Here is a 25,333-nt window from a genome sequence, read left to right as displayed (position 1 = left end):
GGCAGTTGCACAATTCTCAGGAGGGTTTAGCGTATGCGGACGTTTTCGACTCACGGGGCCGTGCTCCTTTTAATCGACCTGCAGAAGGCGATCGATCACCCTGACTGGGGAGTACGAAATAACCCCATGGCCGAGGCCCGCATTGGCCGAATTTTGACGCGCTGGCGCGCTGAGAAGTGGCCGGTCTGGCATGTGCGCCACGATTCGGTCGAGCCGGATTCGCGTTACCGCCCTGGTCAGCCCGGTAACGATTTCAAGCCGGAAGTTGCGCCGCTGTCCGGCGAGACGGTGATCCCGAAGCACACTAACAATGCATTCATCGGTACCGGACTTGAAGATCGTTTGCGCGAAGGTGGACATACTGCGCTCGTAATCGTTGGGGTGATTACGAACAACTCGGTCGAGGCGACGGTTCGTATGGCGGGTAATCTCGGCTTCGATACGTATCTTGTCGAGGACGGCTGTTTCACATTCGGCCGCATGGATTGGGAAGGCCGGATGCGGAGCGCCGACGAAGTGCACGCCATGTCGCTTGCGAACCTGGACGGGGAATATTGCACGGTAGTCTCGGCGGATGAGCTACTGGGCGACGCGAACTAGCAACTAATCTGATCGGCACAATGACTCACGAACAACTCCTCGGGAACTACAAAGCGGCGCTGGCAAATCAGCATGCGCTATGCTGAGTGCATAATTGTCAAAAGCAAGCCTTCTTTAACTTTCTCTAAAGATTCCAGCGTAGAAGCCGTACTAGTGAGTAGGCGTCTTGCCTTAAGATGAGATAACGAGGCAGGCCATCACGCAGCCGTCGACCATTCCAATACTCGCCGCCACGCGCCTACCATGCTTTTAAGAATCCTGAAGATTATCGTCGTCGCTGCGTGCGCCGTGCTGATGCTTGAACCTGCGGGGGCCGCGCCATCAAGCGGATTGGCCGTCGAGGATTTGCGTCTTCCTGACCGCATGAGCGATGTAGTGGTCAACGGCGAAAAAAGTGCCTACGAGAATGTACTGGGCGCTTACCGTGAAGCTCTGACGAAGCACCCCGCGGACGCCGGCCTCGCGTTGGCGCAGTGCAAATTCACCGAGCGTTTCGCTGCGTCGGAGGATCTGAGCTGGGCCGATGTTGCGTCGCAGGATTTGGCTACCTGTCAATCGACGCTGGAGAAGCAGTTTTCATCTGATCCGGAAGCCGTGCTGTTTGTGCTTGAAAATCGCTTCGGAAAGCAGGCGATCGACTACGGTGAGCCGCTGCTCAAATCCTCGAATAACTGGTCTGCAGTCCAACAGGCACGCTTGCATGCAGCGCTTTCGCGTAGTTATGCCTTCACAAAGAATGACACGCGGGCGGGGCAGGAGGCGGTACTTGCGGTGCGACTCGATCCGGCAAGTGAACGGCTGGTCGAAGCAATGCATTACCTCGTCAAAACAGGGCAAGCAAAGAACGCGGCCAACCTGCTCGCTGCGGCGCCCATGCCGAAGCTGTTGTGGCAGGAAAACGCCAGAATCCGAGCCGCGACAGAGCTACTGCCTGGCACCGAGGCGTTGGACGAATTACATCGTGCCCAACGCGCCGGCCCGAAGATCGATGCATATACGACGGCACGCGCACTGCAGCACGTCGGCGACTCTGCGGGTGCTGAAGCAGCATTGACCGCCGACGCCGCTTCGCACAAGTTCGAATCCCCGCAGAACCAGCAACTCCGGCTCGAAGTGGCGTTCGATTCGGGCAACGCTAAAGCCGCCGCAGACGTCATTCATGATCAGTACGTCAAGACCGGCAAAGCGGCGGGGTTTATCGGCGCGTATGCGCATCTTCTCAATCTCGATCCCGCACTGATTGGCCGTCTCGATCTGCTTCCGCTCGCGTTTGGCCTGCTCGCCGCAATCGCGTTGGTCGCGGCTAGCCCCGGGGTACTCCTGTTTCCCGTGCACTATCGCGGGACAGTACGTCAACGGATCGGCAAAGTCTCCGTTCCTATCTTCGCGCGGATTGGCCTGCGACACGCGTGGCTAGCACTCGCCATCTATTTCGTTTTGCTTTATCTGGTCACGGCACTCCACTCGGGAATGGCATTGATTTCTCCGGTGGGAAGCGGTGCATCGCGCATCGACTGGCAAAGCCGCGTGGCTGCTTCCTATCTCTGGGCGCTGTTGTTTTGTGCGCTTGGACTCGCGTGGATTGCCAAACTGCTCAGCTGGCGTGATTGGCTAGGTAGCGGCTCGTGGAAGCTGAAGTGGTTCATCGTCCCAGCAGGGCTACTTCTAATCGACCTGCTCGCGACCGGCTGGCTGCACCACGCGGGGGTGACCAAGACCGCATCCAACGTATGGGCGGTCGCACTCGTTCACGGTGCGGTGGCGATCGGCGGTACGCCGCTCGCGTTACTGGTGCTGTCCGTGTTCGTACCGATCATGGAGGAACTGGTGTTCCGCGGCTGCCTGCTAGGCGGACTATCGCGCCATATCAGTTTCGGTTGGTCCAACGTGTTACAGGCGGCGCTGTTTGCAGGCCTGCATCAGGATAGCCGGCACCTTGTTTTTCTGTTCGCCTTGGGAGTGATTGCAGGATGGTTGGCAAGGAAGACCAAGGGGCTTTCCATGCCGATCCTGTTGCATGCGCTCAACAATGCGATCTTTGTGTTTTCGGTCGTTTCTTAGTAGGGGTGCGCACTCACAGGGTTGGGCCGTCCCAGCCGTCCAGGTACTTCGGCAGTTCGTCAGCAATGTCGACGATCCGGTGCCGGTAGAACAGATGCATGGCCGGTCTCAGTTCATCGGGCAATTCGCCGCCGGCGGCTCGAGCGGTAATGCTGTTAGGAATCACATGTATGCCGAGCCGGTTCATGCCAAATACGGGGCGCTCTCTGGAGCATCGCTTAAATACAACGGTTCCCTAACCGGCTCTTTTATTCTCGGATATGATGGGCGGCCTCACATACGCGAGGCTTGTATGGCTGTTCTGTACTAACGCCAGCATCCCGCCCTGCTCGGCGCTATGTTGTTGTTTCGGCTTAGGGCGTACTCATTGCAATCAGGAGGTTTGGATATGAAAGATCTTTACACCGCAGCTTCAGGCGACTTTCTTCTAAATTCCTCTATGCATTGGGACCATGACCAAGCTCGAAACCAATCAGCATCAAAACACCGCATCCGCATCGCTTAGTCCTCAGCCTTTAAACGCGTTAGGCTTTAGCGAACACTTCGCAACACAAGCCGCGCAATACGGCATTGGCCAGCCCTATCGCGTGACCGAGGATTTCGGTTTGCGCTTCGTCGTTTCCGGCGACGCACAAGGGCGATTGCAGCACTTCAACTTGATCTTTGCCAGGAAGAGCGATCGAGCGCCGATCATCGGCGACTGGGTGCTCGGCATCCCAACGAACACTGGCGAAGTAGAGTTTATCGACATCCTCGAACGCACCAGTTGCTTCCAGCGCAGTAACAGCGAAGACCGTGTTCAGCCGCTAGCGGCCAACGTAGACAAACTCTTTATTGTTACCTCGTGTACCGACGAATTCAATCTGTCGCGGCTTGAGCGGTTTCTGTTGCTGGCGCGCGCTAACCACATCGCACCGGTCCTCGTCTTGAACAAGGCCGATCTGGCAGCGGACATCAACATTTACCTCGACCAGATTGCCGAGCTTGGGACAGACATTCCCGTGTGCGTGCTGAGCACGTTTACCGAGCTGGGCGTGACACAGCTCCATGACATGATCGCGCAGAATGAAACGTGCGTATTCGTCGGGTCGTCGGGGGTGGGGAAGAGTTCTATCGTGAACGCTTTGACCGGCTCGCATCGACAGCTAACGCTGGGTGTGAGTGCCAAGGGCGCGCGCGGCTCGCATACCACGACCAGTCGTTCGTTGTTCATGTTGCCGGGACATGGTGTGATTATCGATACGCCAGGCATCCGTAGCGTGGGCGTGGCGGCCAGCGCAGACAGTTTGAGCGACGCCTTTGAGGATGTGGCGTTGCTGATGACCCAGTGCGCGTTTCGCAATTGCAGGCATAACGGCGAGGCGGGGTGCGCAGTCGCGCAAGCGGTCGACGACGGGCGTTTGACGCTCAGGCGGCTGAACTCGTACAAGAAGTTGCAGCGCGAAGCGGAGTTCTTCGAAGACAAGACCGCGGCAATGCGACGTCAGCGCGACGAGGGTAAGCAGCGGGCGGCGCGGCGTGGCAGTCGCGAGCGGTTTGAGCGCGATCCGAAATGAGGATGGGAGATCTGAAATTAGAATCAACCGGATTCCCTTAGTACTTCGATGAAAGCGCGCAGCCCGGCGGGAACATGGCGATGGCCAGGATAGTAAAGGTAGAGGCCAGGGATGACCGGACACCAGTCATCCAATACCGTGACTAGCCGGCCGTCATCGAGCCAGGCGCGCGCGGCGGTCTCAGGAACATAGGCAATGCCTAAGCCGTCTGCCGCCGCTTCGATCATCAGTCCATTGTGGTCAAGCGTCAGCACGCCGGGCACATTCACGACCACCTCTTGTCCTCGCTTGGCGAATTCCCAGCGGTAGAGCTTGCCGCTGGGAAGGCGATGGCGGATGCAGCGATGCTGCGCAAGATCGTCCGGCGTCACAGGCGCGGGCCGGTCGGCAAGGTAGGACGGCGCCGCGACGGCAACAAAGCGAAAATCTTCACTAATTCGCACGGCCACCATGTCCTGCGGCAACGACTCGCCAAGCCGAACGCCGGCATCGAAGCCCTGTTCGACGATATCGACGAGGCGTCCCTCCGCGACCAGATCGAGCGCCATGCCTGGATAGCGGGCCAGAAAACGCGGCACCACCGTTTTCAGGAGCAAACGTACCGCGTTTTCATTGGCATTGATGCGCAGCGTGCCTGTAGGGGCCCCACCCGTATCGGCGACCGTGTCGAGCGCCTCGTCGAGATCGCGTAGCACTGGCGTGAGCCGTTTGAGCAACTGCTCGCCCGCTTCCGTCAGGGACACACTGCGTGTGGTGCGATTCAGCAGACGCACGCCTAGATCAAGCTCCAGGCCGCGCATGGCGTGACTCAAGGACGAGCGCGAGACCCCGAGAGCATCAGCCGCGCCGCGGAAGCTGCGGTGGCTGGCGACGGCAGAAAATGCGCTCAGATCGGCGAGAGTGGGTTTGGCCATTGGTGAAGCTTTTTCACTTGGTCATGCAAACTATAGCGGCTTATCGCACCAATCGCACGCTCCTACAATGGGTTTTCAATCATTCGGGAGAGCGTGAGATGACAAAGAACTGGCTTATTACCGGCACCTCCAGCGGACTTGGCCGGCTGCTGGTCGAGCGTTTGCTGGCGCGTGGCGACCGCGTGGCCGCCACCGTGCGCCAGGCGGCTGTGTTGGACGATCTGGCCGCGCAGTATGGCGAGCGGCTGCGCGTCCTGACGCTCGACGTGACCGACGCCAACGCGGTGCGCGAGACAGTTGCCCGCGCATTCGCAGCAATGGGCCGCATCGATGTGGTGGTCAGTAACGCTGGCTATGGCCTGTTCGGCGCGGCCGAGGAGGTGACAGACGAGCAACTCGACAAGCAGATCGCAACGAACCTGACCGGTTCGATCCAGCTCATCCGCGCCTCGTTACCTTACCTCCGGGCACAAGGTGGCGGCCGGATCGTGCAGGTTTCCTCGGAAGGAGGGCAGTGCGTCTATCCTGGCTTCAGTCTGTACCACGCGACCAAGTGGGGCATCGAAGGCTTCGTTGAAGCGGTTGCCCTGGAGGTCGCGCCGTTTGGAATCGACTTCATCATCGTCGAACCGGGGCCCACCGAGACAAGTTTCGGCTCCAACCTGGTCAGCCCGGAACCGATGCCTGTCTATGACGCTACGCCTGTCGGCGAACTCAGAAGGCGTATCGGCGCTGACGCGTTTGCTCGCCTCGGCGACGCAGGCAAGACGGTGGATGCGATGATCGTCGCGTCAGATGCCGAGCGGCCGGCCCGGCGTCTGACGCTTGGCAGTTCCGCCTACCAGTCGATCAGCAAGGCGTTGGCGGTCCGTCTTGCCGAACTCGAGGCGCAGAAGAGCGTAGCGCTCGAGGCTGATGTCGCGGAGAGTTGAGCGCCCCCGTCTGACATGGCGGCGCCGCTGCGCAGGCTGTCCAGGTCGGACAGATCACCCCGGTGCACCCCGGCACCCATTCGCGCTAGAGTATCGGCAGCGGCGACTCCACATTCAATGACAATGGAACACGGTATCCCGATCCCCGCGGGGATCAGAAATGAGGCGCTCTGGCTCAAGCGCTGCCGGAAGATTCATGCTCGCGCGAAGGATCTGTTGGAAGGCAGATTAAGTGTGATTGAAACCGCTCGCGCGATGAACGTTTTAGCCCTGTGGACCAGAGCGGAGAACGAGCCAGAGTTTCAATTGTTCCGGGCCATCACATCCGAAACCGATCATCTTCCAGTCGGTGACGTTCGACAGTATTGGGCGCCCGAGGCGCTGGCACGCGAGGATATCGACATTCGGGCCGCCGAGAATCGGTGGAGGCATCAGGCTTTGGTTGCCTCCGCTCAACTCATCCAACGCTATCAATGGGCTGCCGGCCGGCGGCGCGCCGGTCGCAGCGTGGAATGAGTTTTTCCCCTACGGACTGAATCGTCGTCTCAATGCCGCCCGCCCACGCTCGCAATCCCATCCAGTTCGGCGAGCACTGCGTCCGGCAACTGCAACTGCGCCGCCTGCATGTTTTCACGCAGATGCGTGACCGACGACGTACCCGGAATCAGCAGAATGTTTGGCGCACGCTGCAGCAGCCAGGCTAGCGCCACCTGCATCGGCGTCGCGCCGAGCTTACGTGCCACCTCGGACAAAACCGACGATTGAATCGGCGAGAAACCGCCGAGCGGGAAAAACGGCACGTAAGCGACGCCCTTGGCCGCCAGTTCGTCGACGAGCGCATCATCCTCGCGCTGCACCAGGTTGTACTGGTTCTGCACGCAGACGATCTCGGCGATGCCTTGCGCTTCCGCGACCTGCGCCGAGGTCACGTTGCTCAAGCCGATATGGCGCACTAGCCCGCGGCGTTGCAACTCGGCGAGCGCCTCGACCTGCTTGCCGATTGATCCTTCAGCGGGGGCATGGATGCTGCCCATGACGCGCATGTTGACGACATCTAGCGCATCGAAACCGAGGTTGCGCAGGTTATCGTGCACGCCGCGTTCGATATCTTCCGGCTCGACGGCGGGTAGCCACGAACCGTCGCTGCCACGCACGGCGCCCACCTTGGTGACGATCACCACGTCCGCCGGATACGGATGCAGCGCCTCCCGAATGATCTGGTTGGTGACGTGCGGCCCGTAAAAATCGCTCGTATCGATGTGGTCGACACCCAGCGCAATCGCTTCGCGCAACACGGCGATAGCGGCGTCGCGATCCTTCGGTGGGCCAAATACGCCGGGTCCGGCGAGCTGCATGGCGCCATAGCCCATGCGGCGAACGGGGCGGCCGGCTAGCGTGAAAGTGGGGGTGATGGTGGACATTGCGTTCTCCTCGGCAAGTGGTGAGCGCAGTATGGCCGCGATTGCGTTGTTAGAAAATCCGATCTAAATTGTACGGGTTGTTGAAAATTGTGAACAATCGTCATGGAATTGAATGATCTCGCCGCGTTTGTTTCCGTGGCCCGTGCCGGTGGCTTTCGCGACGCCGCCCGCATCAGCGGTGTTTCTGCCTCGAGCCTCAGCATCGCCGTGCGCCGCCTTGAGGCGAAGCTCGGTCTGCGCTTGCTCAACCGCACGACGCGCAGTGTGGCGCCGACCGAAGCCGGACAGCGTCTCATCGAAAAGCTGACGCCGCTGTTCAGCGAGATGGAGGCGTCACTCGACGTGCTGAACGGGTTCAGGGACAAGCCGACCGGCACACTCAAGCTCAACGTGCCGTCGAGCGCCGCGCGGATCGTCTTGCCAGGCATCGTCGCCTCGTTCCTGAAAGCCTATCCGGACATCCGCGTGGAGGTCGTGGTCGAAGACGGTTTCGTCGATGTGCTGTCCATTGGTTGCGACGCGGGCATTCGCTACGACGAGCGGCTCGAACAGGACATGATCGCCATTCCTATCGGCCCGCGCGAGCAGCGTTTCGCGACGGCTGCGGCGCCGGACTATCTCGACCTGCATGGCCGGCCCCAGCATCCACGCGAGCTGCTTTCTCACGCGTGCTTGCGCGGCCAGTTTGCCGGTGGTGCAAAGCCGACGTGGGATTTCGAGCGGGACGGCGAGGTGGTACGGCTGGATCCGTCGGGGCCGTTGCTGGTGAGGCCGGGTGCCGCCATGGAGCTTGCCATCAGCACGGCCGTAGCCGGGGTGGGGGTGATCCACCTGTTCGAGGACATGCTGCGCCCGCATCTCGAGAGCGGCGCGTTGGAGCCGATCCTGGAGCCGTGGTGGCAGCGGTTTTCCGGGCCGTTTCTTTACTATCCCGGACGGCGTCATTTACCGGCGCCGTTGCGGGCGTTCGTGGATTTTCTGAAGGCGGCCGAGTCAGCCGGGGAGACGAGCGCTCCCCGGCGATAGTGGGTTACTGGCTGTCAAGCTTCCCGGCCCTGGGCAGTGCCAGGAATCCAGCCGGCATACGTGGTTTGGTACCATTCACGCTTTTCAAGATGGGCTGAGACCAGCGTGAGTCGCCAATTTGTATCGTCCGTACGTGAATCCTGCCGCAAATGGGGCGGCCGGCTTGCACGGGTAGCGGTGACCTGCTTCCATATTCTGGCCGGTCTGATCAGCTTTATCGCGAGCCTGCTCCAGCCCTTGCTGGCGGCCGCGCTTTACCATGTGCGGCATCCGACGCGCCGCGGCATTCTGCTGACGCTCGCCACGCCGCCGGTTCTGCTCCTGCTCTACGTGGTCGTGCTGATCCCGTTCACACCGAGCATCAGCGACATCCGCAAGGCGCGGGTCGATCAACCCGCGGAAATTCTTTCGGCTGACGGCAAGCTGCTCGCCGAATTCAAACCGTCGAATCGCGAATGGGTCACGCTCTCCGAGATCTCGCCGCATATGGTCGATGCGCTGATCTCGACCGAGGACCACCGGTTCTATCAGCACCACGGAATCGACTGGCGCCGTACCGGCTCGGCGGCGCTGCACACGTTCGGCGGCGATCGCCAGGGCGGTTCGACGATTACCCAGCAGCTTGCGCGCAACCTCTATCCCGACCAGATCGGCCGGGCGCCGACCCTATCCCGCAAGGTGAAAGAGGCGATCACCGCGCTGAAAATCGAGGCCACCTACAGCAAGGACCAGATTCTCGAAACGTATCTGAACACGGTGCCGTTTCTCTACAACGCGTACGGCGTCGAAATGGCCGCGCGGACTTACTTCGGAAAATCGGCCGATCAACTGGACATTCTGGAAAGTGCCACGTTGACCGGCATGCTCAAGGGCAACAGCTACTACAATCCGGTGCTGAACCCGGAGCGCGCGCTGGAGCGCCGCAATACGGTGCTCGCGCAGATGGTCAAGTATGGCAAGCTGTCCCCCGCAGCCTATGACACGCTCAAGCGCAAGCCGCTGCGCGTCGATTTCGAGCGGCAGATCGAGCCGCCCGGACCCGCGCCGCACTTCGCGCAGCAGTTGCGTAAATGGCTGATCTCGTGGGCGGATCGCAACGACTACAACATTTACTCAGATGGACTGATCGTTCATACGACCATCGACTCGCGCCTGCAGTCGATGGCGACCGCAGCCGTCGCGCTGCAGGGCAATGCGCTGCAGTCGGTGGCGAACTCGGCCTGGAGCGGACGCTCCGGCTGTGCGCCGGGCAACGAGCTGTTCAAGACGTTCATCCGCGAGACGCCGGATTACAAGACGGCGCGCGCAGCCGGCCAGAGCGACGAGGACGCGCTCCAGCATCTGAGTGCCGACCGGACGTTTGTGCGAACCCTTTGCCGCGACAAGACCGAAGTGCAGGCTGGTTTCCTCGCTATCGATCCGCGCAATGGCCAGATCAAGGCGTGGGTAGGCAGCCGCGATTTCACAGACGAACCGTTCGATCACGTGCAGCAGTCGCGGCGTCAGCCCGGTTCCACCTTCAAGCCGTTCGTGTATGGCGCGGCATTCGAAGATGGCGACAAGCCGACCGATACCTTCGTCGATCAGCCGGTCGAGATTCCGCTCAAGGGTGGTGAAATCTGGCGTCCTAACGATGACGTCCCGCCTAGCGGCAAGCCGATGACGCTGCGCGATGCGCTGGCCTATTCCCGCAACCGCATCACTGCGCAGTTGATGGAGGAGGTCGGTCCGGACAAGGTGGTGCGGCTCGCGCGCGCCATGGGCGTGCGCGACAGCGAGCTCGATCCGGTGCCGTCGCTCGCATTGGGCACGAGTCCGGTGACGATCAAGGAGATGGTGTCGGCCTACAGCACGATCGCCAACGACGGCGAGTACCTCGAGCCGCGCATGGTGACGAGCATCGAGGATCACGATGGCAATGTGCTGGCGCAGTTCGAGCCGGCCTCGCCGGAGCGTGCGTTGCCAGCTGAGGCGGATAGAACGCTGATCGATGTCATGCGTGACGTTGTCAATCGCGGTACCGGCGTGGGGATTCGCACGCGTTTCGGTATTCGTGCGGATGTGGCAGGCAAGACCGGCACAACCCAGGACAATGCGGACGGCTGGTTCATCCTGATGCATCCGCAACTGGTGGCGGGCGCATGGGTCGGCTTCGACGACGGACGTGTCACGCTGGGCAGCAGCTATTGGGGCGAAGGTGCGCATACGGCGCTGCCGATCGTCGGCGACTTCTACCAGCGGGCGTTGCGTGCCCGGCTGATCGATTCGAAGGTCCGTTTTGCGACGGAAGTCCAGCCGAGCCTGTTCGAGCAGTTCCGCGACAAACTGCGTGCGTGGGTAGCCTATCTGAGCGGTTCGAAGCCGCAGGCAGCGGCGCCTGCGGCGCCGGTTCGCCATGCACCGCCTAAGCCGGTGGCGCCAGCGGTATCGGCGGCGTCCGAGGCATCGGGGGCGGGTGCTGCGGTTCCGGCTCCGGCGTCCGCGCCGCGTGAATTGCCGCCGTTGCTCGGGGCGCCGGGCGCGGCTGCGTCGGGGCCGGTGGCTGCGTCGAATGCTGGCGCGAACGGACTGGCTGCGCCGGCGCTACCGCATCCGGCATCGGCTGGCGAGTCGACTGGTGTGCCGCAAGGCAATGGCGGGTTCCCAACGGAAGGGCCGAGTTCGACACCCACGCCCACGCCGGACGTGCCGGAACCGGCACCCGGCATGGGCATGAACAAGCCGTGAACGAAGCGGGAAATGGCGCTGCTATCATCCATCTCAGCGCAAATAAACCTTCGTGAGCGGCCCCGCCAATGAACGCACCGATCCTCGATGATGCCAATGGCCCAGATGCCGGGACGCATGACAAGCCGCTCGACGCGCGTCCTCGACCCACGCTCGGGCAACTGTTCGGCGCGTTCTTCATGGTCGGGCTGACCGGCTTCGGTGGTGTGCTGCCCTGGGCGCGCCGCATGCTGGTCGAGCGCCGCGGCTGGTTGACCGACCGCGAGTTTGCCGAACTGCTGCCGCTTGCGCAGCTTCTGCCGGGGCCGAACGTATCGAACATTGCGACGATTATCGGCCGGCAGTATCACGGGGCGCTCGGCGCGGTCACGGGTGTCTGTGGCCTTTATCTTGCGCCCACGATCATCACGATCGGCGTCGGCTACGCGTACGCAAGTTGGGGCAGTGCCCCCGTCACGTCGCATCTGCTAGCGGGTTTGATGCCGGTGGCGACGGGGCTTGTCATCGCAACCGTGCTCAAGCTGCTCGTCAGCCTGCCGCGCGATCTGCGCAATCTGGTACTGGTGGTTGCCACGTTCATCGCTGTGGCGTTGCTGAAACTGCCGCTGCTGCTCGTTCTCGCCGTGCTGGGTCCGTTTGGCACATGGCTTATGTGGCGTGCGTTGCGAGCCGAAGCGGCAACACGGCGCCGCGAGGGAACTGCGCGATGATGTCCCGGCTCACTGATCTCGCGCTTCACAGCGCGCTCTGGTCGCTGCTCGCAGTCGGCGGCATCAACGCTACGCTGGCCGATATCCAGCACTATGCGGTCGAAACGCGTCACTGGCTTACTGCGCAGCAGTTCGTCACATTCTTCTCGGCGATGCAGGCAGCACCTGGACCGAACGGCATGGCCGTTTCGTTGATCGGCTTTCAGGCCGCGGGGCTGGCCGGAGCGCTGGTCGCGACGCTGGCGATGATTATTCCTTCCGCGGTGCTCGCCTATTTTGTGAGCGGGTGGTTCGAGCGGCATAACGATTCGCTGGTCGTGAAGTCGATTCGTCGCGGTCTCGCACCGGTGACAGTGGGTCTGCTGGCTTGTGCGGCCTATGTGTTCATTCGGGAAGTCGATGTCAACGTAGGTCGTGCCGTGCTGACGATTTTGACGGTTGTGATCGCCTATCGGACGAAGTTCAATCCCATCTGGCTGGTCGCGGCGGGGGCCGCGTTGGGGTTGGCAGGGTTGGTGAAGTAGGTCAGGATCAGCCTTGTGTGACAGCAGGGCGCCGAAACCTGTCCCGGGGGATTTCCGCAACCGCCGTGATCTCGATCATCAACTCTGGACGATACAGGCGCTCGACCTGAACCGTGGTCGTGACAGGATACGGCGCGGCAAAACACGCCTTTCGAATATCCGAAGCGGCCATGAACGCATCAATGTCCGTTGTGTAGTGGACGAGCGATAGCACATCGGCCATTTGCCCTCCCATGGCCTCCAGCACAGCGCGAATGTTTTCCAGCGTCTGGCGTGTCTGTGCCCGCATGTCGTTGTGGCCGACAAGCTGGCCTTGTCGATCGAGAGACACCTGACCCTTCAGATGGGCGATCTGGCCATCACCCTGGATGACGGCCATCGAGAAGGCGCCGAATGGCGGCCAGACGTCGGGCGGGTTGAATGCATCGACCATTGCTGAACTCCGTTGATGGAATGCTCTAGCGAATTATGCGCTGCATAGTGACGGCTTTCGAATTCGGGAAGCCACATGGACGGCGGGGTGATCGCGCGCAATGCGTCATCAAGGCACGTTCAATACTTCGACACCTTTGTCGCTGAAGTAGGCGAGCCCCGCTCCGAGCATGGCGTACTCGCTTTTCATGACTGGCATATCGTGCGGCGCGGCGTCGCGCAATGCAGCGATGTAGTTGGGCGTGAAGATGCGATTCCAGTTGTCGACAAGCTGCTTGGGCGACTTGATTAGCTCGTGGTGCGTGGGCGTCCAGTTCACCCGCAGCGGGTAATCGACATAGCGAGCCGCCGTCCTGGCGTCGCCTTTAAGCGCGGCAAAGTAGAATCCCTGAGCCCGCGCCTCGAAAGCCTGGTCCGTTTCGCTGGTGATCGCACCGTACTGCGGACCGGCCGGCGTTTCGACGGATGACCGATCGCCGCCACCGCTTAGCTTGACCGGCAACGTCTTGCTGCCATCGGTCCAGGTGCCCTCGAGACCGACGCTATTGGGGAAATCAAGCGGCGCGCTGCCGTTCGACCCATTGCCCACAAAGTGCAGATTGAAGGTGCCGCTCGCTTCCTTCAAAGTCAGCTTGCTGCCTGATTGCGTGCCGGTGAGTGCAATGTCTTCATGTTGCTCCCTCGTCAGTCGTTGTATGGCGCTTGCGCCGATCTTGGCGGGCGGTTCGAAGCGCCGACAGATGCAGTTTGTCCGCGTCGGAGTGAACGGTAAATCTGATTAAGCACGATTCAGACATGCATAAATCGGCTTAACTTACGAATCGAGGTGTTCCACGGTCTTAGACCTTGTTATCGGGCTTGCGCAACAGATAGGTGTCCATGATCCAGCCATGGGTGCGGCGCGCCTCTGCCCGAACGCGCTCTATTTGGTCCATGACGTCGCGCAATTTTCCTGAGATCAGAATCTCGTCGGGCGTGCCGACGTAGGCGCCCCAGTAGATATCCAGATCCTCGTCGGCGAGCTTGCGGAAGGTGTTTTGCGAGTCGAGCATGACGACGACGCTGTCGACGTTGCTCGGGAAGCCATCGGCGATGCCGCGGCTATTGGTGATCTCGACCGAGCGTCCGATCAGGTTGAGCGGAACCCGGTGCCGGGCAGCTAATGCCTGGACGCTGCTGATGCCTGGAATGACCTCGTAGTCGAACGTATGCTTGCCGCCTTGCGCAATGGCCTCCAGGATGCGTATCGTGCTGTCGTACAGGGACGGATCGCCCCAGACGAGAAACGCGCCGCACTCGCCCTCGCTCAGCTCATCGGCAAGCAGGTGCTCGAAGATTGCCTGCTTGTCGCGGTTCAGTTCGTCCACCGCGGACCGGTAGTCACCGTCGTCAGGCCGGCGCTCGGGACTGGTCGCTTCCACGATGCGATAGTCGTGGTGGGTGATAAACCGCTCGATGATCTGCTTGCGCAGGGCGACCAGTTTTTCCTTGGCGACGCCCTTGTCCATGACAAAGAACACGTCGACCTGATTGAGCGCGTTGATCGCCTGAACCGTCATGTAGTCAGGGTCTCCCGCGCCGATGCCGATAATCAGAATTTTTTTCATCGCGTGGACTCCGGCGGATTGGGCTCGTATAAAGGAAGGGGCAGTTGCTCGCTCTCGACTATACGCGGCAGCCTCCCGGACAGAAGTTTACTAGACCAGGCAGTGCCTGCAGCATTCATATTGTGGGGTGTGCGCTGTGTCGATCCTGTTAGATGCACCTTGGGGCTATAGCGGATGATCGCGGATTGCTGTCAATATGATGATATTGACAGCCCAGCCGGAAAACATCACCTCAAGACGCAGCAGCTTGCTCCACAAACACACAGAAAAAATCCATGCACCTTCGCTTTCCGAAACCCCTCGTTCCCGGCGATCTCATCGCGATCACTGCGCCTTCATCCGGTGTCAGCGAGCCATTGCATCCTCGCCTCGATCGGACCATCGATATGTTGCGCCAGCGCGGGTACCGGGTCGTGGAGGGTGAGTGCCTGCGTCAGGAGTACAAGAGTGCGAGCGCATCGCGCGAACAACGCGCTGTGGAGCTGATGCGATTTCTTACGGATCCAGGCGTTGCTGCCGTGATGCCGCCGTGGGGTGGCGAGCTCGCGATCGAGTTGCTGCCGCTTCTGGATTTCGCGACGTTGGCACGTCTGCCTCCTAAGTGGTTTGTTGGGTTCTCCGATCTCAGCACGCTGCATGTGCCGCTTACGACCCTTGCCGGCTGGGCGACGCTGCACGGTCCGAATCTGATGCAGCTCGGCTGGCCAAAACTCGATTCGGTGACCGCTGCGATCTGGGAGGCGCTGACTGTGCAGCCGGGTTCGTCGTTCACACAGCGCGCGTCGTGTCTGCATCAGCGCCAGGACGCGGGTTGGCCTTCTGCGAACGGCCCCGTATTCGAAGAAGAGACGGCGTGGAAGCGCCTGGACGGGAAGACATCCAGCCTTGAGTTCACCGGGCGTCTGATCGGAGGCTGCATCGATACCATTTCCCGGCTGACCGGCACACGTTTCGGCAACGTGCCGGGCTTTGTGGAGGCTGCGGGCGGTGAGGGCGCGCTTCTCTATCTTGAGAACGCGGAGCTCAAACCTGGGAAGCTGGCACGTGCGCTTGTCGGCCTGCGGTTATGCGGGTGGTTCGATGGAGTGTCCGCAGTGCTGATGGGAAGGAATGCCGTCGCGGATGACGAAGGCAGCGACGGTTTGCGCTATGTCGATGCGCTCCAATCGGAGCTTGGGGACCTTCCATGCCCGGTGATTTACGACATGGATATCGGGCATGTCCCGCCGCAGCTTTCGCTCGTCAATGGTGCGTTGGCGCGGGTAAGCGTGGGTGACGGCGGAGGCACGGTCGAGCAGTGGCTGGGGTAGCGCGCCCGCTGTTAACGCGGGCACGCCTCCCACCCATGCCTAAACCTGGACGACGTTCGGAATGGCCACATCCGGATTGACGTCGGCCTCATAGTCCACGCCGTCGATCTCGAAGCCGAACAGACGTAGAAATTCCGTCTTGTAACCGGCGAAGTCGGTCAACTCATAGAGGTTCTCGTTCGTGACCTGACTCCAGAGTTGTTGCACCTCGCTCTGCACCGCCGGATCGAGTTCCTTGTAGTCGGCGCGCAGACGGCCTTCCTCATCGAGATGTGGCGCCGTGTCATACAGGCTGTCCTTGTAAAGCCCGTAGACCTGTTCGATGCAGCCTTCGTGCGTGCCCTTTTCTTTCATGACCTTGAACAGCAACGACAGGTACAGCGGCATCATCGGGATTGCCGAGCTCGCTTGGGTGACGACCGCTTTCAACACGGAAACGCGCGCATCGCCGCCGGTCTGGGCCAGCTTCTCGCGAATGCCGAGCACCTTCTGGTCTAGATCCTTCTTCGCTGCGCCGATCGAGCCATTCCAGTAAATATCGTGGGTGATCTGCTCGCCGAGATAGGTGAACGCAGTTGTCTTCGCGCCATCGGCCAGAACCTTCGCGTCCAGCAGTGCGTCGATCCACATCTGCCAGTCTTCGCCACCCATCACTGCGACGGTATTGTCGATTTCGCTTTGCGTTGCGGGCTCGAGGACGGTTTCCCGGACGACTTCCTTATCGGTGTCGATTCCGCGCAGCGTGACGGCCTTGCCGATGGGTTTGAGCGTCGAGTTGAACACCTCGCCTGTGCGAGGATGCGTGCGTCGGGGCGAGGCAAGGCTGTACACGACCAGATCTACCTGGCCTAGATCGCGCTTGATGATATCGATGGTTTGCTGCTTCACTGGATCTGAGAAGGCATCACCGTTGATGCCCTTCGCGTACAGGCCCTTGGCATTGGCGATCTTTTCGAAAGCGGCGGTGTTATACCAGCCTGCGGTGCCGGGTTTGGTGTCGCTGCCGGCGCGCTCGAAGAACACGCCGAGCGTATCCGCGCCGCAACCGAATGCGGCGGTGATGCGGGCTGCCAGCCCGTAGCCGGTGGATGCGCCGATCACGAGCACACGCTTGGGACCGTTGCCGATGGGCCCGCTGGCCGTGACATAGTCGATCTGTTCCCTGACGTTGGCTTCGCAGCCGTCGGGATGGGTAGTCACGCAGATAAAGCCGCGCACGCGGGGTTTGATAATCATGAAGACCTCGAGTTGGGAGGTGTCGAAACTGTTCAGGGGAAGCTGGGATATCCGGGTATTGTAAACGCGGTGACTGTCGTCAGGCTTGCGGGGGCAGTCTCGGATTTGGTCTAATCAAACTAACGCATCAAATCTCAGAGAGAAGAAACGAACGCCATGGAGAACGAGAGCTATATCGGCTGGCTGCGCAAACGTGTAGGTCCCGGATTGATCCTGAGCCCATCCGTCGGTGCGGTGATTCGCGACGCGCAGGGGCGCCTGCTCTTGCAGGAGAAGTCCTCTGGCGAGGCATGGAGTCTGCCCGCCGGTGGCATCGAATTGGGCGAATCGCCTCGGGAAGCCATCATCCGCGAGGTGATGGAGGAAACCGGCTATGTGGTTCGCATTCGGCGTATCCTCGCCGTGCTAGGTGGCAAAGAATTTCGCTACACCTATCCGAACGGCGACGAGGTGGAATACGTCGTTACGCTTTTTGAATGCGAGATTGTCGGCGGTTCGGGTGTTCCCACGGACGACGAAACCAAATCGACCCGGTACTTCCGTCGAGATGAGATGCCGCCGCTCGCGCTGCCGTATTCGATGGACTTGCTGTTTGGGGACGAGCCGGGTTTCGCATTACATCTCGCATAGGAACTCGGTTGGCACCCTATCGGTGAGCCACACCCCGTTCTTCCGGCCTACGCAACCCAGCCCCCACCCCCACCTCCCCAAGCGCATACGCCACACAACGCTTGGCGAGAATATCAGTCGGATCGACAAGCCGCACCACGCCACCGCTGCCCGACCGCACCTCGCGCCTGGGCAGCAGCAGCGGCAACTCCGTACACCCGAGAAGAATCACCTCGACACCACGCTCGCTCAATTCATCCACAGCCGCAGTAACGTCGTCGATACATTCGCCAGCCGAGAACCCTGCCTTCACTCCACGCTCCCCGTAAATCGCATTCATCACACGGGTCTGCAACGCATCACTCGGCACGACCTGTCTCAATCCGCGCGCTTCCAGCGCCTTCCGATAGACCCCACTCATGATCGTGCCTGTTGTCGCCAGCAGTCCAACTTCGCGCAACTCGGGAAACGCAGCCCGCAGATATTCGACGCTCACGGTCAGCATGTTGACGATCGGCACATTCAGGTACGGTTGAATCCGTTCCACGAACGCATGCGCGGTATTGCAGGGAATCGCGATAATGTCCACGTCGCCCGCTTCCAGCTTCTTGCACGTCGCATACAACGACACCGTCGGGTCCGGACCATCGCCCAACAGATTCTCTGTACGGTCGGGAATCTGGGGATTCTGTTCGACCAGTAGTTTGATGTGCTCCTGGTCGCGCGTAGCCGGTGTGCTGAGTACCAGTTTCTGCATGAAATCCACAGTCGCGGCGGGTCCGACACCCCCCACAACGCCAACCTTGAACATTCGGTAGCGGGTATCGGATTGACCCGCTACCGCATATTGCGCGTACACAAGATTCGAATCGACGATTGGCACACACAGCGGCCCGATCTGATCTGCCACGAGGCCGATCTCTGCGATACCCGGGAGGATCAGCTCCGCACCCTGCGCGATCAGATCCAGGCAAGCTTCACGCAGCTGTTCCACAGGCCTTCCGTTGAGTTCACCGCTTTTGATATCTCCGTCTCCGTAGACAGCCGTGGCTACAGGATCGACGTCACCCAATACGCTCCCACGCGGATGCAACACTTCGAACTCCGGCGCGCTGAAATATCGTTCAAACAGATGCTCATTGCGAATGTAGTTTGAGGTCAGCACGCCGATACGCCGTACCGAAGGAAAACAACGCGCCACATGTTCGCGCAGTGCCTCGACCATGTCGACGATCTGCACCGAGACGTTCTCCTGCAATTCTCCGATGAACGTATGGCTCAAAAAGCATGGCAGCAGAACCGTCGTGACGCCTCGTCTTTCGAAATCGCGAATCATGTCGAAGATATAAAGCTTGCGCTCCGTCGTCGCGGCGCGCGACGCGCTCGCGTTGCGAAGCGGATGCTGCTCGAACACGATATCGAAGTGCTCTGCACCACTGCGTGCCTTACTTGCCTGAATCAGCTTGAACAACACATCCGCGCCAGCGAGCGCTCCAAGCCCGCCGATCACACCAAACACCCGCTTGCCTGGTAACGTCCTTGCTGTCATTGCACTTCGCTCTGAAGTTGCTCGAACTGCGCGGTCGCCGCAGCGCTGACGTCGCTGCGACGTGCTTCCCATTTCGCGATCACCGCAGTCGCCACGCTATTGCCGATCACGTTCGTCATCGTTCGTCCCATGTCGAGGATCTGATCGATGGCGAGCACCATCACCACACCCTCGGCGGGCAAGTGAAACAACGGCGCCACGGCGGCCACCACCACGACCGAGCCGCGCGGCACGCTGGCCATGCCCTTGCTGCTCAGCATCAGCACCAGCAGCATGAAAATCTGTTGCGACAGTGGCATGTCGATGCCGAAGGCCTGGGCGATAAATATCGCTGCAAACGACTGATACATCATCGAGCCGTCCAGGTTGAACACGTAGCCGAGCGGTAACGTAAAACCCACGACCTTCTTGTCGACACCGAATTTCTCGAGTTGCTCGGTCAGGCGCGGATAGGCCGCTTCACTGCTGGCGGTCGAAAACGCGAGCATGGCCGGTTCGCGCACCGCCTTAAGCAGACCGCCCACCTGTCTGCCCAGAAACAGATAGCCGACGCCGATCAGCGCCGCCCATAGCAACACCAGACCCAGGTAGAACGAACCAATCAGCTTGCCGTAGGTCAGCAGCACGTCCAAACCGCGGAGTGTTACCGCCGACGCGATCGCACCGAACACGCCGAACGGCGCGGCACGCATCACGTAGTCGGTGAGCCGCAGCATCACCGGCACCATGCCGTCGATCGCCTGCACGACCACCTTGACGCGAGCATCGTGCTTCAGCGCGCCGAGTCCCAGCGCGAAGAACAACGAGAACACGAGGATCTGCAGGATGTCGTTGCGCGTCATCGCGTCGAGGAGACTGGTCGGAAACGCGTGCGTGACGATGTCCTTGAAGTTCAGCCCAGCCGTATTGAGTCCGGTGTTCACATCGTTGCCGTTCGCCACCATATGCAATCCTGCGCCCGGCTGCAGAGCGTTGGCGAGCACAAGACCCAAGGCGAGCGATACTAGCGACGCGCAGATGAACCAAGCCACTGTGCGCAGCCCAATGCGTCCGACGTCCTGGCCGCTGTCCATACCCGCCAGGCCTGAAACGAGCGTGGCGAACACCAGCGGCGCGATGATCATCTTGATGAGCCGCAGAAAAATGTCGGTGATGATCGAGAAATAGCCGGCCATCGCTTTCGCTGCGGATGCGTCGGGGGCGTTTGCGTGGCACGCGTACCCGGCAGCGACGCCGAGTACCATGCCAACGGCAATATAGAGCGTGAGGCGATTTTTCATGTCTGTCCTTTTCTGCGTCGACTAGTACGGGTGTCCTTCCTCGCACGTTCTCCTCCAGGAGAGGACGTGCATGTCCATCGCCTTTCCGCTTGCTTGGGCTCACGTAAGGAGAAGACTTGGATGGATACTAGAGACGACAGAAATGAACGTGATGCGGTCTTGACATCGCACTATGCGGCAGCCGCATAGGCCCCGAAAGAAGGGTATTCGCCGCGTTTCAGGCCTCCGTGCGGGACTCCAGATACGCCCAGAGATCCTTGAGCAGCGGCATGTCGTTGTTTCGATCGCGATACAAGCGCAGTTGTAGATCGAGTTGCCAGGTCCGGTCGCCGGCGGCCACTAGCGTGCCGGTATCCAGTTCCGTTTCGATCAGGCTTCTTGGCAGCCACGCAATGCCTTCGCCATTGAGCGCGAGCTTCTTGAGCACATCGGCCATGTCAGATTCGAAGTGCGGAACCAAAGCGGGATTCTTGCTCGCGCGATGCAGCAGCAGATGGAGGCAGCGAGCAAAGTAGGTGGTTGCGCTATAGCCGATCAGCGGTAGCGGACGACCCGGTGTCCCGGGAAGCCTGAATGAGGGCGTAGATCGCTGGTTTGGAGCGCAGACCGGCAAGAATACGTCGCGCCCGACGGTGAGGTGAGGATAGCGTGTGGCGTCCAGGTGCAGGGGCAAGTCAGGGTGCTCGTACGCAAGCATCAGTTCGCAGTTGCCGTTGACCAGCGTCAGAATCGAGTCGTGGACGTTGGTCGGCACGATGCGCACCCGCAGCCCGCCAAAGCGGCTTTGTAGCGATTGCAGCCAGTCCGGAACAAATCCAACCGAAAGGGCGTGACCGGCGGCGATCTGCAGCCCGATCCCCGGCATGCGCTGCTCGCTGCGAATGATTGCGCGCGTGTCGAACAACTTGCCGACAATGTCCTCGGCGGATTCCAGAAAGAGCCGGCCCGCCGGCGTGAGCGTCGGCGGATAGGTACTGCGGTCGATCAATTCGGCGCCAATCCACTGTTCGAGCGCCTGAATGCGCCGGCTTAGCCCGGACTGGGTGACGTTGCGCAGTTCCGCCGCGCGCGAGAAGCTCTGGTGCTGCGCGAGCGCGATGAAATCCTCGATCCACTTGACTTCCACGGTAGCTCCTAGACAGCGTGTGAACCGGTTGGCATGGCAGACGCCGGGCCGACCGATTCTAGCGTCGCCATTTTTTGTCGCCAACCGTGCGGGGCGCAGGTGTGGCGCCGCGGCACGTAGAGTGGTCTTTTCAGCATGTGGCAATCAACCAACACCGAATAAAAAAACAATTATCGTGGGTGTGTCAAATTGCCTGAGAGCCTTGTCATATATGGCAGCGCGCTATTTTCGTTTTCTGAAAGATTGAGTTTCAATATGGGTCGATTTTTCACCATCAAACCATCAGATATATTTGCGCCGCAGTAGCCAATCAGTCCGGGCGCAATCCGAAACGGTTATCCCTGCAACACGTTCGCGCTGAAAAACAGGCTCAAAACCCATTAAGCCCATCGGTTTGCGACTGACCTCGCAGGATAGTCAATCGAGACCCGAATCTTCAATCGGATAAACTTTCATGAAAAAAACAATTCTTGCCGTAGCGTCTCTCGCAGCCATGACCTCGGTCGCTCACGCACAAAGCAGCGTCACGCTGTATGGCGCGGTAGATACTAGCGTCGCATATTTCAGTAACCAGCAAGGCGCGAACCGTTCGGGTGGTACGTTCCAGATGTCCGCCGGTAATCTGTCGCCGAACCTCTGGGGTTTGAAGGGCACGGAAGACCTAGGTGGCGGTCTCGCAGCCATCTTCAAGTTGGAAAGCGGCTTTAACATCGACAACGGTCGTCTTGGCCAGGGCCAACGCATGTTTGGCCGCACCGCGATGGTCGGTTTGACCGGCGACAGCATCGGTACGGTCACCTTGGGCCGTCAGTACGATCCGCTGATCGACCTGATCCAGCCGCTGACGAACGATGACACGTTCGGTCCGACCTTCGCTACGCCGGGCGACATCGATAACTACGACAATAGCTATCGCACCAACAACTCGATCAAGTACACCACGCCGAACTATGCGGGCCTGCAGGCATCGGCCATGTACGCATTCGGTGGCGTGCCGGGCAGCGCGGCAAGCGGTCAGACCTACGCGGCGGCTCTTGCGTATAACCACGGTCCGTTCGGCTTTGGCGCGGGCTACTTCCACGCCAATAGCGACCACGGCACCGCAGCGACCTTCGACGGCCTGAACCCGGATGCGAGCAACTTCGCAATCGATTCGGAAGCCATCAGCGGCGGTTTCGTCTCCGCGAACTCGATGCAGATCATCCGCGCAGCGGGCGACTATACGTTCGCCAATTTCACGTTCGGCCTGTCGTATAGCAACGTGCAGTACAACAACTACGCAACGGCTTTCGGCAACCAGAACAACACGAAATTCAACACGGGTCAGGCCTTCGTGAACTACCAGGTCAACCCGGCGACGATTGTCGGCGTAGGCTACGACTATACGAAGGGTAACGGCAACAACGTCACGGTGGCCTACAACCAGATCAGCTTCGGCGCCGACTACTTCCTGTCGAAGCATACGGACATCTACTTGCTGGCCGGTTATCAAAAGGCATCGGGCAATACGATTAGCGCAACCACGGGCGACGTGGTGGCCGCTGTCGCATCGATGGGCGACTTCGGCAACGACGCGTCCAACAACAAGCAGGCAATGGGCATGGTCGGTATCCGTCACAAGTTCTAAGCTGTACATCGGACTTAGCGGCGATCGGCGTGGCGTTTGCCGCGGCTATCGCCGCTTTTTCGCATCCCGTAGCAACTGCACGAATTGCCTGGCCGCGGGCGACAACACTCCGCCATTGCGCGTCACGATGCCGAAGGTCTGCGACTTCGACTCTAGCTTCACCGGCAGAATGCGCAGCATCTTATGTGTCTCGAACAACTGAGCGACGCTGGTCGGCAAGATTGAAACCAGGTCGGTGCTCTGCTGCAGTAGTGCGACCGTCACGAAAGTGGATGCCGTCGAGATCTGGTTCGCGGGCATGGGCAGGCCAACGAGGTCCATTTCCCGTGCGAGCAGCGCGTTCATCGGCATAAGGCTCGGGTAGGTCACCCATTTATGATCCGCGAGATCCGCCAAGGTCGCAGCGGCTGCCATCGATGGATGATGGTACGCAACCACGACGGACAGCGGCTCGTCGTCGAGCGCCTGGTAGTGATACTTCGACGGCTGAACCGACACACTCGCGCGGCCGATCACGAGATCGAGCTGGCCATCGTCGAGCAGCGTGAGCATGCGCGCGCTGGTGTCTTCGACTATCTCGATCGACAGTCCCGGATGGCTGTCATGCAGTTCACTCACAATTGGTGCGACCACATCGGGCACCGCGCCCATGATCGCGCCAATCGCTAGCCGGCCGCCTGTGCCGGAGCGTATCTCCGCCACTTCCTGGCAGAGCGAAGCGAGATCCGTGGCGAGCACGCGTGCATAGCGGATCACACAATAGCCGAACTGGTTCGCGATCAATCCCTTCTTCGAGCGCTCGAACAACGGCGCTTCCAGCATGTCTTCAAGTTCGGCGAGCGCCTTGCTGGCGGCCGACTGCGTCATCGCCATTGCGCTCGACGCCTTGTGCAGCGATTTGTGATCGTCGAGCGCGATCAATAACTGCAACTGCTTCATGCGCAGGCGCGACATGAGCACATCGAGCGTGTTCTTCGTAGCGTGCACGGTGGACAGGCCTTCGCGGGTGAGTCGCAAAAGCGATCGGTTGATGGAAAGGTTTCACTATACAGTTCGGCTTGGGCGGTCGTATAGTTGGTTGATTATTCGAAATGAATGGAGACGAGCCCATGGCCCAGCAACCCTATCGCGGCGTGTTCCCGGTCGCGCCGACTATTTTCGACGACACCGGCCGCATCGACTTCGAGGGGCAAAAGCGCGCCATCGACTTCATGATCGACGCCGGTTCGAACGGCATCTGCATTCTTGCAAACTTCTCTGAGCAGTTCGCGCTGACCGACGACGAGCGCAGCGTGTTGCAGACGACGGTGCTGGAGCATGTCGCCGGGCGCGTACCGGTGATTGTCACCACGACGCATTTCAGCACCCATATCTGCGCCGAGCGTAGCCGTGCCGCGCAGGATGCAGGCGCTGCGATGGTGATGATCATGCCGCCGTATCACGGCGCGACGATCCGCGTCGGCGAGCGCGGTATTCAGGAGTTCTATAGCCGGGTTTCGGACGCCATCGACATTCCGATCATGATTCAGGACGCGCCAGTTGCCGGCACGCCGCTGTCAACTTCGTTTCTCGCCAGGCTGGCGAAGGAAGTTGCCAACGTCTCGTACTTCAAGATCGAGACACCGCAGGCCGCTTCGAAGCTGCGTGAACTGATCGAACTGGGTGGCGACAAGATCGTCGGCCCGTGGGACGGCGAGGAGGCGATCACGCTGCTGCCCGATCTCGATGCGGGCGCAACCGGCGCGATGACGGGCGGCGGCTATCCCGACGGCATCCGCCAGATCGTCGATGCGTACTTCGCCGGTGACACCGAGAAAGCCGCCGAGATTTATCAACAGTGGCTGCCGCTCATCAACTACGAAAACCGCCAGTGCGGCCCGGCCGCATGCAAGACGCTGATGAAGGAGGGCGGCGTGATCCGCTCCGACGCCACGCGTCATCCGTTTGCTCCAATGAATCCTGGCATGCGGGCGGGCCTGCTGAAGACAGCGCGCCGGCTCGATCCGCTCGTGCTCCGCTGGGGCAAGTAAGTACTCTGCGCCGTCCGCGTTGCAAGGACTCGGACGGCGCAGATCATTGGCAAGCT

23 protein-coding genes and 1 pseudogene are annotated in these 25,333 nt (G+C 60.5%); 13 read left to right on the top strand and 11 right to left on the bottom strand.

The features are described 5' to 3' along the window. The first annotated feature begins 33 nt into the window (after positions 1 to 33). Both BLQ92_RS30635 and BLQ92_RS30630 read left to right on the top strand, forming a co-directional pair. Positions 34 to 600 (top strand): cysteine hydrolase family protein, encoded by a 567-nt coding sequence (locus BLQ92_RS30635; RefSeq protein ID WP_090691027.1) that lies wholly within the window; start codon positions 34 to 36, stop codon positions 598 to 600. A 294-nt stretch (positions 601 to 894) separates the two neighbouring features. Then, a complete protein-coding gene (locus tag BLQ92_RS30630) occupies positions 895 to 2,661 on the top strand; it encodes a CPBP family intramembrane glutamic endopeptidase (RefSeq protein WP_244896689.1) in 1,767 nt (588 codons plus the stop codon). A 13-nt stretch (positions 2,662 to 2,674) separates the two neighbouring features. On the opposite strand, the pseudogene BLQ92_RS30625 reads toward BLQ92_RS30630, so the two are convergent. Continuing rightward, positions 2,675 to 2,857, bottom strand: a pseudogene (locus BLQ92_RS30625) (GFA family protein); the annotation flags it as partial. A 256-nt stretch (positions 2,858 to 3,113) separates the two neighbouring features. Between BLQ92_RS30625 and rsgA the strand changes: the two are divergent. Continuing rightward, on the top strand, positions 3,114 to 4,217 hold the full coding sequence (rsgA, locus tag BLQ92_RS30620; protein ID WP_090691024.1) for a ribosome small subunit-dependent GTPase A: 1,104 nt from the start codon (positions 3,114 to 3,116) through the stop codon (positions 4,215 to 4,217). A gap of 23 nt (positions 4,218 to 4,240) precedes the next feature. On the opposite strand, the gene BLQ92_RS30615 is transcribed toward rsgA, so the two are convergent. Further along, positions 4,241 to 5,131, bottom strand: a complete 891-nt coding sequence (locus BLQ92_RS30615; protein WP_090691020.1) for a LysR family transcriptional regulator — start codon at positions 5,129 to 5,131, stop codon at positions 4,241 to 4,243. 98 nt (positions 5,132 to 5,229) lie between these two features. On the opposite strand from BLQ92_RS30615, the gene BLQ92_RS30610 reads away from it, so the two are divergent. Further along, positions 5,230 to 6,063 (top strand): SDR family oxidoreductase, encoded by an 834-nt coding sequence (locus tag BLQ92_RS30610; RefSeq protein ID WP_090691015.1) that lies wholly within the window; start codon positions 5,230 to 5,232, stop codon positions 6,061 to 6,063. Between the two features lie 123 nt (positions 6,064 to 6,186). After that, positions 6,187 to 6,579 (top strand): hypothetical protein, encoded by a 393-nt coding sequence (locus tag BLQ92_RS30605; RefSeq protein ID WP_244106115.1) that lies wholly within the window; start codon positions 6,187 to 6,189, stop codon positions 6,577 to 6,579. A gap of 29 nt (positions 6,580 to 6,608) precedes the next feature. On the opposite strand, the gene BLQ92_RS30600 is transcribed toward BLQ92_RS30605, so the two are convergent. Next, positions 6,609 to 7,484: an aldo/keto reductase family oxidoreductase gene (locus BLQ92_RS30600; protein WP_090691011.1), complete on the bottom strand. Its 876-nt coding sequence runs from the start codon at positions 7,482 to 7,484 to the stop codon at positions 6,609 to 6,611. A 102-nt stretch (positions 7,485 to 7,586) separates the two neighbouring features. Between BLQ92_RS30600 and BLQ92_RS30595 the strand changes: the two genes are divergently transcribed. The 4 genes from BLQ92_RS30595 (at position 7,587) to BLQ92_RS30580 (ending at position 12,471) form a co-directional block, all read left to right on the top strand. Then, positions 7,587 to 8,510, top strand: a complete 924-nt coding sequence (locus BLQ92_RS30595; protein WP_090691007.1) for a LysR family transcriptional regulator — start codon at positions 7,587 to 7,589, stop codon at positions 8,508 to 8,510. A 105-nt stretch (positions 8,511 to 8,615) separates the two neighbouring features. Next, a complete protein-coding gene (locus BLQ92_RS30590; RefSeq protein WP_090691004.1) occupies positions 8,616 to 11,237 on the top strand; it encodes a penicillin-binding protein 1A in 2,622 nt (873 codons plus the stop codon). A gap of 68 nt (positions 11,238 to 11,305) precedes the next feature. After that, positions 11,306 to 11,947 (top strand): chromate transporter, encoded by a 642-nt coding sequence (locus BLQ92_RS30585; protein WP_090691000.1) that lies wholly within the window; start codon positions 11,306 to 11,308, stop codon positions 11,945 to 11,947. After that, positions 11,947 to 12,471: a chromate transporter gene (locus tag BLQ92_RS30580; RefSeq protein WP_244106114.1), complete on the top strand. Its 525-nt coding sequence runs from the start codon at positions 11,947 to 11,949 to the stop codon at positions 12,469 to 12,471. Before BLQ92_RS30585 ends, BLQ92_RS30580 begins: the two co-directional genes overlap by 1 nt. A gap of 7 nt (positions 12,472 to 12,478) precedes the next feature. On the opposite strand, the gene BLQ92_RS30575 is transcribed toward BLQ92_RS30580, so the two are convergent. From BLQ92_RS30575 to cobF, 3 genes are all read right to left on the bottom strand, one after another. Continuing rightward, on the bottom strand, positions 12,479 to 12,904 hold the full coding sequence (locus BLQ92_RS30575) for a RidA family protein (protein ID WP_090690993.1): 426 nt from the start codon (positions 12,902 to 12,904) through the stop codon (positions 12,479 to 12,481). Between the two features lie 108 nt (positions 12,905 to 13,012). After that, positions 13,013 to 13,528, bottom strand: coding sequence for a hypothetical protein (locus tag BLQ92_RS30570; RefSeq protein WP_175772159.1), 516 nt, complete (start codon positions 13,526 to 13,528; stop codon positions 13,013 to 13,015). A 214-nt stretch (positions 13,529 to 13,742) separates the two neighbouring features. Further along, positions 13,743 to 14,510 carry a precorrin-6A synthase (deacetylating) gene (cobF, locus tag BLQ92_RS30565; RefSeq protein WP_090690989.1) on the bottom strand — a complete coding sequence of 256 codons (768 nt, stop codon included), beginning with the start codon at positions 14,508 to 14,510 and terminating at the stop codon, positions 13,743 to 13,745. 275 nt (positions 14,511 to 14,785) lie between these two features. Here cobF and BLQ92_RS30560 point away from each other — a divergent pair, with 275 nt between their 5' ends. Further along, complete coding sequence (locus BLQ92_RS30560; protein WP_090690985.1) at positions 14,786 to 15,820, top strand: S66 family peptidase; 1,035 nt, start codon at positions 14,786 to 14,788, stop codon at positions 15,818 to 15,820. 39 nt (positions 15,821 to 15,859) lie between these two features. Here BLQ92_RS30560 and fabV read toward each other — a convergent pair whose 3' ends face one another. Then, positions 15,860 to 17,056: an enoyl-ACP reductase FabV gene (fabV, locus tag BLQ92_RS30555; RefSeq protein ID WP_090690981.1), complete on the bottom strand. Its 1,197-nt coding sequence runs from the start codon at positions 17,054 to 17,056 to the stop codon at positions 15,860 to 15,862. 156 nt (positions 17,057 to 17,212) lie between these two features. Here fabV and BLQ92_RS30550 point away from each other — a divergent pair, with 156 nt between their 5' ends. Next, positions 17,213 to 17,686, top strand: coding sequence for an NUDIX domain-containing protein (locus tag BLQ92_RS30550; RefSeq protein WP_090690978.1), 474 nt, complete (start codon positions 17,213 to 17,215; stop codon positions 17,684 to 17,686). Between the two features lie 16 nt (positions 17,687 to 17,702). On the opposite strand, the gene cuyB is transcribed toward BLQ92_RS30550, so the two are convergent. The 3 genes from cuyB to BLQ92_RS30535 form a co-directional block, all read right to left on the bottom strand. After that, positions 17,703 to 19,214, bottom strand: coding sequence for a cysteate racemase (gene cuyB / locus BLQ92_RS30545; RefSeq protein WP_090690974.1), 1,512 nt, complete (start codon positions 19,212 to 19,214; stop codon positions 17,703 to 17,705). Continuing rightward, positions 19,211 to 20,494 carry a dicarboxylate/amino acid:cation symporter gene (locus BLQ92_RS30540; protein ID WP_090690971.1) on the bottom strand — a complete coding sequence of 428 codons (1,284 nt, stop codon included), beginning with the start codon at positions 20,492 to 20,494 and terminating at the stop codon, positions 19,211 to 19,213. The genes cuyB and BLQ92_RS30540 overlap by 4 nt, the downstream gene beginning before the upstream one ends. Before the next feature lie 217 nt (positions 20,495 to 20,711). Continuing rightward, positions 20,712 to 21,620 carry a LysR substrate-binding domain-containing protein gene (locus BLQ92_RS30535; protein WP_090690967.1) on the bottom strand — a complete coding sequence of 303 codons (909 nt, stop codon included), beginning with the start codon at positions 21,618 to 21,620 and terminating at the stop codon, positions 20,712 to 20,714. 454 nt (positions 21,621 to 22,074) lie between these two features. Between BLQ92_RS30535 and BLQ92_RS30530 the strand changes: the two genes are divergently transcribed. Continuing rightward, entirely contained in the window at positions 22,075 to 23,247 is a 1,173-nt protein-coding gene (locus tag BLQ92_RS30530) for a porin (RefSeq protein ID WP_090690963.1), read from the top strand. A gap of 45 nt (positions 23,248 to 23,292) precedes the next feature. Here BLQ92_RS30530 and BLQ92_RS30525 read toward each other — a convergent pair whose 3' ends face one another. After that, the gene (locus tag BLQ92_RS30525) at positions 23,293 to 24,201 is read right to left on the bottom strand and encodes a LysR family transcriptional regulator (RefSeq protein ID WP_090691190.1); all 909 of its coding nucleotides are present in this window, start codon (positions 24,199 to 24,201) and stop codon (positions 23,293 to 23,295) included. Positions 24,202 to 24,356: 155 nt separating this feature from the next. Between BLQ92_RS30525 and BLQ92_RS30520 the strand changes: the two genes are divergently transcribed. Further along, entirely contained in the window at positions 24,357 to 25,277 is a 921-nt protein-coding gene (locus BLQ92_RS30520; protein ID WP_090690959.1) for a dihydrodipicolinate synthase family protein, read from the top strand. Positions 25,278 to 25,333: the final 56 nt, after the last annotated feature.

Origin of the sequence: Paraburkholderia phenazinium, assembly GCF_900100735.1 — a bacterium.
GTDB lineage: Bacteria > Pseudomonadota > Gammaproteobacteria > Burkholderiales > Burkholderiaceae > Paraburkholderia > Paraburkholderia phenazinia.
The sequence above is the reverse complement of the archived record's forward strand: the minus strand, read 5'-3'. Positions and strand labels throughout refer to the sequence as shown.